Here is a 12,223-nt window from a genome sequence, read left to right on the forward strand (position 1 = left end):
TCACTCGTTACCGTCGACGACAAAGGCCTTGTCGAAGCCGGCACGGCGCAACTCGCCGCGCAGTGGATCGAGTTGGGCCGAGCCCTCGAGGGGGCCGACCTGGACACGGTGCATGCCGGCCGCACTGGCCACGCGCACCGGGCGATCCAGCGAGGCCTGGAGCTTGGCCTTGAGGGCGCGAGCATTGTCGGCCGAGCCCAGGGCGGCCACCTGCAGGTAGATCGGGCGGTCCCCCGCGGGGCCACCGTCCACGGGGCCTTGGGGCGCGGCGGGCTCGTCCGCCCCGCTGGCCGCACTCACCGCGCCGCCGCCCTCGTCCCGCCCGGCATCGGCGGAACGGGCCTCGGGGGCAGCGGGGTCGCGGACGCTCGGTACGGCGGCAGCCGTCGTCGGCTGGTCGCGGCTGGCCGCGGCGTCACCGTGGCGGGCCAGCCAGTCGCGCGCATCGATGGCCTCGACCCGCACCCGGCCGGTGCCGCGATCGAGGATGTCCAGCCGCGCTGCGGCGGCATAGGACAGGTCGATCTCCCGCTCGCTGTGGAAGGGCCCGCGATCGTTGACCCGCACGATCACCGAGCGCTCGTTGTCCAGGTTGGTGACCCGCGCATAGGTGGGCAACGGCAGCGAGCGATGGGCGGCGCTCATCTTGTACATGTCGTAGATCTCGCCGTTGGAGGTCGCGTAGCCGTGGAACTTCTTGCCGTACCAGGAAGCGGTGCCCCGTCGCTCGTAGCCGCTGGCGTCGGACAGCACGTGATAGGTCTTGCCCCACACCTCGTAGCTGGAGCGATTGCCCGCCTGGGAGGGCGCCTCCATCCGCGGCACCGCATCGGGCACCCGGCTGACGTCCGGCGGCTCCTCGGGGTAGGCATCGCTGCTCATGGCGTAGCGCTCGCCGTCGCCGGTGGTCGCCGACGCCTCGCTGCCACCATCGACGTCGGCGGGACGGCTGCCGCCGCCCCCGGCACAGCCACCCAGCCACAGGACCGCCAGCGCGGCCAGCCACCAGGCCCTCATTGGCTGGCCTCCCGATCGGCGACGGTCGACTCGAACCAGCCCGACGGACGGCCCCGGGCCTCGGCGACCGCTTCGGCGAGTTCGGTCGCGGCCATGGCATACAGGTAACTGTGGTTGTAGCGGGTGATGACATAGAAGTTGTCGCGCCCGAGCCGGTAGCGGGTCGAGCCGTCGGCCATGGCCAGCGCCAGCGGTACCACGCGGGTGTCGTCGGCCAGCTCGCCGCCGGGCGTGATGCCCTGGTCGCGCAGTTCGGCCACGCTCATCGACGGTGGTTTCGCCTGGTTGAAGTCGATCCCCTCCGGCGGAGTCGCCGGTCCCTCGGCCTCGTGATAGACGGGCGCACCGGGTCGCCAGCGGTGCTCGGCGAAGTAGTTGGCGATGCTGCCGATGGCATCCACCGGGTCGGTCCAGAGGTTGCGCTGGCCGTCACCGTCGAAGTCCACCGCATAGGCGCGATAGCTGCTGGGAATGAACTGGGGGTAACCCATGGCACCGGCGTAGGAGCCCTCGATGCTGTCCGGGCCGACCTCCTGCCGGTAGGCGATCTCGAGGAAGGCGGCCAACTCGCCGCGGAAGAAGTCACCGCGTCGGGGGTGATGAAAGGCCAGGGTGGCTAGCGAGTCCAGCACCCGGTGGTCGCCGGTCACTTCCCCATAGCGAGTCTCGACGCCGAGGATGGCGGTGATGATCTCCGCTGGCACCCCGTACTCGGCCTCGGCACGCGCGAAGGCCTCGCGATGGGCCTCGAGGAAGGCCACGCCCTTGGCGATGCGCTCCTCGCCCAGGAAGATGTCACGATACTCGTGCCAGACCAGGTGGTGTTCGGCGGCCTTGGACATGGCATCCAGCACCTCCTGGCGGAAGTCGGCCTGGTCCAGCGCCGTCTCGAGCCACTCACGGGCCACGCCACGCTCGGCCACCTCGTCCACCAGCGCCTTGACCTCGCCGCGTCGTGGATCGAAGTCCCCCGCCGACACGCCCGTGGCCGCCAGGGCCAGCAGCCCCCCCAGCGCCAGGGCCAGCGTCCTGCGCCCCCGTGAAAGCGTCGTCACCGTCATTCCATCTCTCCCTGAATCATCTTGCCTGCCACCGGCTCGGAACGGCCTAGCGCGGCAGCAGGCGGCGGTGCGAATGGATGGCCATGAGAATACCGAAACCGGCCAGCAAGGTCACGCTGGAGGTCCCGCCATAACTGACCAGCGGCAGCGGCACGCCGACCACCGGCAGGATGCCGCTGACCATCCCCACATTGACGAACACGTAGATGAAGAAGGTCAGGATGATGCTGCCCGCCAGCAGGCGGCCAAAGGTCTCCTGAGCGGCGCCGGCCAGCCACAGGCCCCGGCAGACGATCATCAGGTACAGCGCCAGGAAGACCAGCATGCCCACCAGGCCGAACTCCTCGCCGAGCACGGCGACGATGAAGTCGGTGTGGCGTTCCGGCAGGAACTCCAGCTGGGACTGGGTGCCCTGCAGCCAGCCCTTGCCCCAGAGCCCGCCGCTGCCGATGGCGGTGGTCGACTGGATGATGTTCCAGCCGGCTCCCAGCGGGTCGCTCTCGGGGTCGAGGAAGGTCAGCACCCGCTGGCGCTGGTAGTCGTGCATGTTCATCCACAGCAGCGGCAGCGCCGAGGCCGCCAGCCCACCGAGCACGAGGATGACCCGCCAGGACAGCCCCGCCAGCAGGATCACGAAGACCGCGGCCAGGGCCACCAGCAGCGAGGTACCGAGATCGGGCTGGCGGGCGATCAGCAGCACCGGGGCACCGATCAGCACGGCGCAGACCGCCAGGTCCTGCCAGCCGGGCGGCAGCGCCCGCCGGCTGAGCCACGCCGCCACCATCATCGGCATGGCGAGCTTCATCATCTCGGAGGGCTGGAAGCGCACCACCCCGGGGATCACCAGCCAGCGCTGGGCCCCCATGCCCATGTCGCCCATGACCTCCACCGCCACCAGCATGGCCATCCCCGCCAGGTAGGCCGGCAAGGCCCAGCGCAGCAGGGTCGCGGGGGTGAACTGGGCGATGATCACCATGCCCGCCAGGGCGACCCCGAAGCGCACGCCCTGGGCGATCACCACGTCGAGCCGCTGGCCGCTGGCGCTGTAGAGCACCACCAGTCCGGAGAGCATCAGCACCAGCAGCATGCCCAGCAGCCAGGGGTCCAGGTGGATGCGCTCCCACAGGCTGCGCCGCCGCGACATGCCGCTCAGGGTGCGCTTGATGGGCCGCCCGCGCAGCCCCCGGGTCAGCTCAACCATCGTCATCTCGGCCGCCCTCCGTGGCGGATTCGTCGGGGGCGCCGGCCTCACCCGCGCCGAGCGGCGCCTTTCCCGCCTGGCGATCGAGCAGCCAGAAGTCGGTCATCTCGCGGGCCAGGCCCGCGGCGTGGCTGCTGCCACCCCCGGCATTCTCGACGATCACCGAGACGGCGATCTGCGGGTCCTCCACCGGCGCGAAGGCCATGAAGAGGGCATGGTCGCGCAGTCGCTCCTTGAGCTCCGCGGCGTTGTAGCGCTGATCCTGCCCCAGCGAGAACACCTGGGCGGTACCGGACTTGCCGGCCATGCGGTATTCCAGGCCGGCCCCCGAGCGCCGTGCGGTGCCCTCACGCCCCGAGAGCACCTTCTCCATGCCCGAATAGACGCGATCCCACCAGGCCGGATTGGCCAGGTCGATATCGGGGGGCGTCTCCGACAACGCGGAGAGCACCGGCTCGCTGTCGATCTCCAGGGCCAGGCGGGGTTGCACCCAGTCGCCGCGATTGGCCAGTACCGCCGTGGCGGTGGCGAGTTGCAGGGGGGTGATCTGCAGATAGCCCTGGCCGATGCCCACCGACAGCGTCTCGCCGGGGTACCAGGGCTGGTTGAAGCGCGCCTGCTTCCAGTCCCGGGACGGCAGCAGCGCCTGGCTCTCGCCGGCGACGTCCGCCGCGACCCGCTGGCCGAAGCCGAACTGCGCCAGGCTGTCGTGGATCCTGTCGATGCCCAGCTCATGGGCCAGCGAATAGAAGTAGGTGTTGTTGGAGACGGCCAGGGCCCGCTCCAGGTCGACCCGGCCGTGCCCCCAGCGCAGCCAGTTGCGATAGCGACGGTCGTCGTTGGGCAGCTGATAGTAGCCGGGATCGTAGACGGTCGTGTCGGGCGTGATCACGCCCTCCTTGAGGCCGGTGATGGCCATGAACGGCTTGATCGTCGACCCCGCCGGGTAGCTGCCGCGAATCGCCCGGTTGAACAGCGGCAGGTCGAGGTCCTGCTGCAGGGCCCGATAAGAGGACACGTCGATGCCGGTAACGAACTGATTGCTGTCGAAGCCGGGCACCGAGGCCATGGCCAGGATCTCGCCGCTCTGGGGGGCGATCGCCACGATGGCCCCGCGGCGACCGTCGAGCAGGTCGACGGCCAACTGCTGGAGGGGCTTGTCGAGGGTCAGGGTGAGCGTCTCGCCGGGGACCGGATCGGTGCGGCCCAGTTCCCGCAGCACCCGCCCCCGGGCATTGGTCTCCACCTTGCGCAGGCCCGCCTGGCCGTGCAGCTCGTCCTCGTAGAAGCGCTCGACCCCGGTCTTGCCGATGAAGTGGGTGCCGGCATAGTCGCCGGTGTCGAGGGTCTGCAGCTCCTCGGCATTGATGCGGCCCACATAGCCCAGCACGTGGGACAGGTCCTCGGCATCGGGGTAGTAGCGCAGCAGCTGGGCCTCGACCTCCACGCCGGGCAGGCGGTGGCGATTCACCGCCAGCCGGGCGATCTGCGCCTCGTCGAGGTCGCTCATCAGCAGCGCCGGCTGGAAGGGCCGCTGGCGCTGGCGCGAGCGCAGGCGGAAGGCCTCGACCTCTTCCTCGGGCAGCTCGAGCAGCTCGACCAGCAGCGACAGGGTCTCGTCCAGGTCGTCGACCCGCTCGCGGACCAGGGTCAGGTTGTAGGTGGGCCGGTTCTCGGCCAGCAGCACCCCGTTGCGGTCGTAGATCAGGCCCCGGGTCGGCGGCAACGGTTCCACCCTGACCCGGTTCTTCTCCGAGCGGGTGCTGTAGACCTCGTGCTGCACGACCTGCAGGTAGAACAGCCGGCCGCCGAGCAGGCCCGTCAGGATGATCACCACCAGGACCGCCAGCAGCGCCCGCCAGCGGAAGACGCGCAGCTCCTGTTCGGTGTTCTTCAGGGTGTCGCGTTGCTGACGCATGCGGGACGATATCCTTGGGGACGCGAGGGCCGTTCAGCGGTGGTAGGGGTGGCCGACCATCAGGGTCCAGGCCCGATAGAGCTGCTCGGCGAGCAGGATGCGCACCAGCGGATGGGGCAGGGTCAGGGGGGACAGCGACCAGCGCTGAGCGGCGGCCGCCGACAGCGCCGGGTCGAGGCCGTCGGGACCGCCGACCAGCAGGGCCACGTCACGGCCCTCGAGGCGCCAGCCCTCGGCCTGGCGCGCCAGCTGCTCGGTGCTCCAGGCCTGGCCACCGACCTCCAGGGCCACCAGGTGCTCGTCGCCTCGCAGCCGGGCGCGCAGGCGCTCGGCCTCCTGGGTCACCGCGCGGCGGGTATCGGCGTTCTTGCCGCGCGCCCCGGGGGCGATCTCCTCGAGTTCGAGGGCGAAGTCCCGGGGCAGGCGCTTGCGATACTCCTCGACGCCGCGGCTCACCCAGTCGGGCATCTTCGTGCCCACCGCCAGCAGGCGTACCCTCATGGGGTGCCGTGCGCCTCTTCCTCCAGGGCGACCCCGTCACTGGGCAGGTCCGCCCACAGACGCTCGAGGTCATAGAGGTCGCGGGTCTCGGGCAGCATGATGTGGACCACCACGTCGCCGAGGTCGACCAGCACCCAGTCGGCTCCGCTCTCGCCCTCGACGCCGAGCGGGGGCATGCCCTGCTCCTTGGCGGCCTGGATCACCTTGTCGGAAAGTGCTGCCAGGTGGCGGCTGGACGTGCCGCTGGCCACCACCATCAGGTCGGTCACGCTGGTCAGCCGGGACACGTCCAGGACCGCGATGTCCCTGGCCTTGAGTTCCTCCAGCGCGTCTACCACCAGAGTCTTGAGTGCGTCGATGTGCATACCCTTCTTGTCAGCCCCTCTCAGCGGGAAGTCGTCATGACTGTATTGTACCGACTTGAGCGCGAGGTGGCAGTGCCTAGTGACGATACAGCCCCCGGGCCAGAAGATGCGCTTCCACCGCCTCGGGCAGCAGGTAACGCACGCTGGCGCCGGTGGCCAGGCGGTGACGCACCTCGGTGGCGGAAATCGCCATCCGCGAGGGCAGCGAGAGGCGCAGCAGCCCCCCCGCGGGCGCGGCCATCAGCGCCGCCGAGGACGCGACCTCGCGCCGGCCGATCAGCGCCGTCAGCGCCGCCGGCAGGCGCGCCTCGTGGTCGGGGCGATCGATCACCACTACGTGGGCCAGCGCGAAGAGCCGCTCGGGCGCATGCCAGTCGGCCAGGCGCAGAAAGGCATCATGGCCCAGTGCCATTACCAGCCGGGCCTCGCGGCCGTACTCTGCGCGCAGTTCGGCCAGGGTATCGGCGCTGTAGGAGGGCCCCTCGCGGCGCAACTCCCGGGGGTCGGCGACCAGCCCCGGGGTGTCGCCGATCCCCAGTCGCAGCAGGCTCAGGCGCTCCTCGGGGGCCACCCGGGGGGTGTCGCGCAGCGGCGGCATGGCCGCCGGCACCATGTGCACGCGATCCAGCCCCAGCGCCTCGTGGAGCTCGACGGCGCTGCGCAGGTGGCCCAGGTGGACCGGATCGAAGGTGCCCCCCAGCATGGCGATGCGGGGCGGATGGGACAGCGCAGTCACTGCCGAACCTGGCCGTCGCCGAGCACCACGTACTTGCGGGTGGTCAGCCCCTCGAGCCCCACCGGCCCGCGGGCATGCAGGCGATCGGTGGAGATACCGATCTCCGCGCCCAGCCCGTACTCGAAGCCGTCGGCGAAGCGCGTGGAGGCGTTGACCATCACCGAGCTGGAGTCCACCTCGGCCAGGAAGCGACGGGCCAGGGTGTAGTTCTCGGTGACGATGGCATCGGTATGCCGCGAGCTGTAGCGCTCGATATGCGCCATGGCCGCGTCGATGCCGTCGACCACGCGAATCGCCAGCACCGGCGCCAGGTACTCGGCCGCCCAGTCGTCCTCGGTGGCCACGGCGACCGTCTCGAGCACCGCCCGGGTGCGCTCGCAGCCGCGCAACTCGACGCCGAGCTCGCCATAGGCGGCCGCCAGGCGCGGCAACAGCGACTCGGCCAGGGGCGCATCCACCAGCAGCGTCTCCATGGTGTTGCAGGTGCCGTAGCGCTGGGTCTTGGCGTTGACGGCGATGGCCAGCGCCTTCTCCGGGTCCGCGGTGGCGTCGAGGTAGACGTGACAGACGCCGTCGAGGTGCTTGATCACCGGCACGCTGGCCTCCCGGGTGATACGCTCGATCAGCGACTTGCCGCCCCGGGGGATGATCACGTCGACGAACTCCGGCATGCTGATCAGCTTGCCCACGGCGGCCCGATCGGTGGTGGCCACCACCTGGACGGCGCCCTCGGGCAGCCCGGCCCGCTCGAGCCCGGCCCGGATGCACGCGGCGATCGCGGCATTGGATTCCCGCGCCTCCGAGCCGCCGCGCAGGATACAGGCGTTGCCCGACTTCAGGCACAGGCTGGCCGCTTCCATGGTGACGTTGGGCCGGGATTCGTAGATGATGCCGATCACCCCCAGGGGCACGCGCATCTGGCCGACCTGGATGCCGCTCGGCCGGGAGTGCAGGCCATCGATCTCGCCCACCGGGTCGGGCAGGGCCGCTACCTGGCCGAGTCCCTCGATCATGGCGTCCAGGCGCGCATCGTCCAGGGCCAGGCGGTCGAGCAGGGCGTCATCCAGGCCGCTGTCGCGGCCCCGCGCCAGGTCGCGGGCGTTGGCCGCCAGCACCTCGGCCCGCGCCTCGCCCAGGCGCTCGGCCATGGCCAACAGCGCGGCGTTCTTGGCGGCGGTGTCGACACGCCGCATGCGGGTGGCCGCCTCGCGGGCCTGCTGCCCCAGGCGCTGCATGTAGGCGGCGACGTCGCCGACGCCCTCGGCGTGATCGGAGTGGGTGGCGTGAGCTGTCATGCCGTAGAGTGTCTCCTGGAATGGGGGCCGCAGCATCGGCGGCCACGACCGAAGGTCGAGTCGAATCGGGGAAAGGGACCATACTAAGTCACCATGCAGAGCAAGTACAAAATCCGCCTGTTGCGGATCAACCTGGCGGCGGCGGCCGGCCTCACGGCCATGCTGGCGGCCAGTGCCGGCGCCCTCGAGGATGCGCTGCTGCTGTGGCTGACCACGATCTGGCTCGGCGTCACCGCAACCCAGCTCGAGTTCAGTCATCGACACCCGGCGACCGTGCCCTGGCAGTTGCTGCCGGGCCTGTTGCTGGCGGCCCTGCTGTGGGTGGCCCCTGAACGTCACCTCACCTGGCTGTGGGCCTGGGCGATCCTGTTGATGCTCCCCCAACCCCGCTGGATGCTGCTGTTCAACGCCCTGCTGGCGATCCTGAGCTGGGCGCTGCTGCCCGACCTGCTGGGCACCGAACAATGGGCCCTGACGGGACTGTTGCTGGCCGGCACCATGCTGCTGGGGCTGTCGCGCTCGCTGGAGCTGCAGGCCCTGCGCCGCCGCATGCGCGAACGCGCCCGCCTGGTGCCGGGGCTGCCGATCTGGCCCGGCCACCAGCTCCATCATGACCTCCAGCGGGAGCGCCGTCGCACCACCCAGGAACGGGTGCATGCCGAACTGCTGCTGCTGAGGACGTCACGCTGGCGCCTGTGGCCGCTGGCCGAGCGCCTGTGTCGCCTGACTCGGCGCTTCGAGCATTGCTACCGGCTCGACCGGCGCACCCTGGGAGTGCTGTTGATCAACCGCGACACCGAGCAAGCCGAGGCCCGTCGCCAGCAGTTGCTCGACGCCATCGAGGAACCGGTCACGGCCCGGGTCGTCGCCCTCCCCCGGCTGGGCTCGCTGATCCGGGAACGGCGCGCCCTGGCGTGCCAGGACACCCCCCTCGAGGTCAAGGAGGTCGCCCAGCATGGATGAGCGTCGCCCCCACGCCTCGCGACTCTTCCCCGTCGTCCTGGCCGTCGCCACCCTGCTGCTGCTGGGACAGGCGCTGTGGTTCTACCTGATGGGCGACTATGGCCGCATCCTGATGCCGGCCCTGCTGTCGCCGGTAATGCTGGTGGCGACCCTGCTGGCGGTCGGGGCACATAGCCCCTCCCGGGCGTCGGCGTATCTGGTGCTGATCTGCGGCTTCCTGCTGACCGCCATGGAACTGCCCCGCCAGGCCGGACTGCCGGCCTTGTGGGTGGGCCTGCCGCCGGTCCTGGCCCTGCTGCTGCTGCCTCTGGGGCCGGCCATGCTGCTCAACCTGGCGCTGACGCCGGTCTGGCTGGCCCTGCTGGGCAACGGGGAACTGGAGCAGGATCTGCTGCTCGTCTACCTGGCCCTGGTGGCGGTGGCCGCCCTGGTGCCCTGGGAGCGACTCCGCCAACAGGCGCTGCTGCGCGCCACCGATCCCTGGGAGCGCGAGTGCCGGGCCGTCACCCATGACAGCCTGCACGAGTGCCTGGCCGGCGAGTTCGAGCGGGCCGAATTCCTCGAACGCCCCCTGGCGGTGCTGCTGATCTACCTGCCCCAGGTCGACATGGCCGGCGAGCAATTCGGCGCCAAGGCCCGCGCGGCCCTGCTCGAGGGACTCTGCCGGGGGATCATCAGCCGCTGTCGGGAGCATGACGTGCTGGGTCGTGAGGGCGACGCCGTCTTCTGGCTGCTGCTGCCGGACACCACCGAGAGCGGCGCGCTGCTGGTTCGCCATCGCCTCAGCCAGGCGCTGAGCCAGATGGTGCTGGTGGAGACCGGCCCCCTGCAACTGCGCATCCGGCTCGCCTTTCCCCGCCCCGAGGAGTCCTGGCCGCACTTCGAGCAGCGCTTGCAAGCCTTGACCCACAGCCTGGCCGATGGCTGATTCCCGCCGCAGTGGATCACGACAACGGAGAGTCACGTGAACCTTGCCGATGCCCTCTACCAGCTGACGCCATCGCCGCCGCTGCTGATCGCCCTCATCGCCACCATCGCGCTGATCGAATCCCTCGCCCTGGTGGGCCTGCTGGTGCCGGGCGTGGTATTGATCACCGCCGCCGCCTCGATGGCCGGCCACCAGGAGGTGGCCGTCGGCACGGTGCTGGCCGCGGCCTTTCTCGGCGCCGTGGCCGGCGACGGCCTGAGCTTCTGGATCGGCTACACCCAACGGGAGCGCGTCACCGGCCTGTGGCCCCTGTCGCGATATCCGGAATGGCTCGCCCAGGGCGCCCGCTTCTTCCAGCGCCACGGCCCGCTGTCGGTGCTGCTGGGGCGCTTCGTCGGGCCGGTGCGCCCGGTGGTGCCGCTGATCGCCGGAATGATGCACATGCCGCCGCGCACCTTCACCTGGGCGAACCTCGGCTCGGCGGCGCTCTGGGCACCGGCCTATGTGCTGCCGGGCTACCTGCTGGGGCGCGCCTGGCAGCGCCTGCCGGGCTTTCCCGAGGCGCTGCGGCCATGGCTGGTGGGGCTCGGCGTGATGGTGGTGGCGCTGGCGCTGATCTTCTCCTGGCTGCGCCACCAGACCCATCGCCATGGCCTGGTCTACCGGGGGCTGGCACGCCTGTCCCGTCGCCATCCCCGCAGCCGGCTGGCCTGGCGCCTGCTGGCGCGCCCCCATGACCGGGAACCGCCGCTGGGCACCTGGCTGCTGCTGGTGGCCTCGCTGACGGCGCTGTCGGCCTGGACCCTGGTGGTGCTGCACCATGACGGCCCGCTGCCGATGGATACGCGGCTCAACGCCGCCATGGCGGCACTGGCGGTCCCCGGCCTGGCATGGCTGGCCGAGCGGATGGCCGAGATCGGCGACCTCTATGGCGTGATCGCCCTGGCCCTGCCCTGGGGCCTGTGGCTGCTGTGGCGAGGGCATCGGGCGGCCTTCGGCCATATCGCCGCCGGCCTGTCCGGCATCGCGCTGCTCAACATCCTGGGCAAGGCGGCGATCGGCCGCACCCGGCCCAGCGTGCCGGACTACCTGGTCGACTCGCTGGCCTATCCCAGCGCCCACACCTCCACCGCCGTGGTGGTGTTCGGCCTGGCGGCCGCCTTCACGGCCCGGGAGCTGGCGCTGGGGCACCGCTTCTGGGTCTACTGGGGCGCGATCGCCGTGGTGGTGCCCATGGCGCTGTCACGACTGGTGATCGGCGTTCACTGGCTGAGCGACCTGATCGGCGGCGCCCTGCTCGGCCTGGTGATCTGCGCCCTGGTGCAGCTGGCCTGGCAGCGCCATCCTCGCGCGCCCCTGGCCCCCTGCCCCTGGCCACTGCTGGTGGCGGCCTCGCTGGGGCTGAGCGTGGCCCGGGTGGCCTGGCTGGGGCCGGCCTAGACCGGGCTTCGCCCGACTGGAAGGCAGCTGGTAGCCTCCAGAGCCTGGCTCGAGGTGGGTCTTCGCGCTTCCCGGCACGGAGCACCGCACTTCCCGCTTCAAGCTAGCGGACGCAGTCCGGGCGCTTCCGGCTTGGCCTCGGCTCCGCCGGGCTCAGCCCAGGGCCAGCCAGAGCCCCACCCCCACCATCAGGGTGCCGGCGAGCCGATTGAGCAGGCGCACCTTGTCGCTCTCGCCGAGCAGGTGGCGCAGGGTCCGGCCCCCGGAGGCATAGGCGAGCAGGCTGGCGAACTCGATGGTCAGGATAATGGCGACCAGCCCGGCGAGCTGACCCGCCAGGGGCCGCGAGGCATCCAGGAAGGGCGGCAGCAGGGCCATGAAGAAGGCCCAGCCCTTGGGGTTGGCCACCGCCGTGACGAAGCCCTGTACGGCCAGTTCGCGACGGCCCGCCCGGGCCCGGGCATCCAGCGTCTCGGGAATCGCCATGCGCCCCCGCGAGCGCCACATCATGACCCCCAGATAGCCCAGGTAGGCGCCGCCGACCCACCTGAAGACCGCGAAGAGTTCGGGCAGGCGCAGCATCAGCGCGGCCACGCCGGCCCCGGCGGCGACCGCCACCAGGCCCACCCCGACCAGCTCGCCGGCCATCATCCACAGGGTGCGTCGCACGCCCTGGGTCATGCCCAGCACCATGGCCAGGGTCATGCACATCCCCGGGGTCAGCGAGACGAGCAGGAAGGTCGGCACGAAGACCGAGAGCACCGAAAGCGTGATCATCAACTTGACGTCCTTGTCGTC

Annotated in this window: 12 protein-coding genes; 3 read left to right on the forward strand and 9 right to left on the reverse strand. The window is 70.8% G+C overall.

Annotated elements, in window-relative coordinates:
* The 8 genes from QWY76_RS04855 to QWY76_RS04890 form a co-directional block, all read right to left on the reverse strand.
* Complete coding sequence (locus tag QWY76_RS04855) at nt 1-1,017, reverse strand: septal ring lytic transglycosylase RlpA family protein (RefSeq protein ID WP_290309982.1); 1,017 nt, start codon at nt 1,015-1,017, stop codon at nt 1-3.
* Nucleotides 1,014-2,078 (reverse strand): lytic murein transglycosylase B, encoded by a 1,065-nt coding sequence (gene mltB, locus QWY76_RS04860; RefSeq protein WP_290309983.1) that lies wholly within the window; start codon nt 2,076-2,078, stop codon nt 1,014-1,016. Before mltB ends, QWY76_RS04855 begins: the two co-directional genes overlap by 4 nt.
* Nucleotides 2,079-2,124: 46 nt before the next feature.
* On the reverse strand, nt 2,125-3,279 hold the full coding sequence (rodA, locus tag QWY76_RS04865) for a rod shape-determining protein RodA (protein ID WP_435388951.1): 1,155 nt from the start codon (nt 3,277-3,279) through the stop codon (nt 2,125-2,127).
* On the reverse strand, nt 3,272-5,197 hold the full coding sequence (gene mrdA / locus QWY76_RS04870) for a penicillin-binding protein 2 (RefSeq protein WP_290309985.1): 1,926 nt from the start codon (nt 5,195-5,197) through the stop codon (nt 3,272-3,274). The genes rodA and mrdA overlap by 8 nt, the downstream gene beginning before the upstream one ends.
* 33 nt (nt 5,198-5,230) lie before the next feature.
* Complete coding sequence (gene rlmH, locus QWY76_RS04875) at nt 5,231-5,698, reverse strand: 23S rRNA (pseudouridine(1915)-N(3))-methyltransferase RlmH (protein WP_290309986.1); 468 nt, start codon at nt 5,696-5,698, stop codon at nt 5,231-5,233.
* Entirely contained in the window at nt 5,695-6,063 is a 369-nt protein-coding gene (rsfS, locus tag QWY76_RS04880) for a ribosome silencing factor (protein ID WP_290309987.1), read from the reverse strand. The genes rlmH and rsfS overlap by 4 nt, the downstream gene beginning before the upstream one ends.
* A 76-nt stretch (nt 6,064-6,139) precedes the next feature.
* Complete coding sequence (gene nadD, locus QWY76_RS04885) at nt 6,140-6,766, reverse strand: nicotinate-nucleotide adenylyltransferase (protein WP_290310049.1); 627 nt, start codon at nt 6,764-6,766, stop codon at nt 6,140-6,142.
* A gap of 29 nt (nt 6,767-6,795) precedes the next feature.
* Entirely contained in the window at nt 6,796-8,094 is a 1,299-nt protein-coding gene (locus tag QWY76_RS04890) for a glutamate-5-semialdehyde dehydrogenase (RefSeq protein WP_290309988.1), read from the reverse strand.
* Nucleotides 8,095-8,187: 93 nt separating this feature from the next.
* On the opposite strand from QWY76_RS04890, the gene QWY76_RS04895 reads away from it, so the two are divergent.
* The 3 genes from QWY76_RS04895 to QWY76_RS04905 are packed head-to-tail and all read left to right on the forward strand — an operon-like array spanning nt 8,188 to nt 11,425.
* The gene (locus tag QWY76_RS04895) at nt 8,188-9,057 is read left to right on the forward strand and encodes a hypothetical protein (protein ID WP_290309989.1); all 870 of its coding nucleotides are present in this window, start codon (nt 8,188-8,190) and stop codon (nt 9,055-9,057) included.
* The gene (locus QWY76_RS04900; protein WP_290309990.1) at nt 9,050-9,985 is read left to right on the forward strand and encodes a GGDEF domain-containing protein; all 936 of its coding nucleotides are present in this window, start codon (nt 9,050-9,052) and stop codon (nt 9,983-9,985) included. Before QWY76_RS04895 ends, QWY76_RS04900 begins: the two co-directional genes overlap by 8 nt.
* Nucleotides 9,986-10,021: 36 nt before the next feature.
* Entirely contained in the window at nt 10,022-11,425 is a 1,404-nt protein-coding gene (locus QWY76_RS04905; RefSeq protein ID WP_290309991.1) for a bifunctional DedA family/phosphatase PAP2 family protein, read from the forward strand.
* A 153-nt stretch (nt 11,426-11,578) separates the two neighbouring features.
* On the opposite strand, the gene QWY76_RS04910 is transcribed toward QWY76_RS04905, so the two are convergent.
* Nucleotides 11,579-12,202, reverse strand: coding sequence for a LysE family translocator (locus QWY76_RS04910; RefSeq protein WP_290309992.1), 624 nt, complete (start codon nt 12,200-12,202; stop codon nt 11,579-11,581).
* Nucleotides 12,203-12,223: the final 21 nt, after the last annotated feature.

The sequence above is a fragment of the Halomonas maura genome (assembly GCF_030409305.1).
GTDB classification, from domain to species: domain Bacteria; phylum Pseudomonadota; class Gammaproteobacteria; order Pseudomonadales; family Halomonadaceae; genus Halomonas; species Halomonas maura.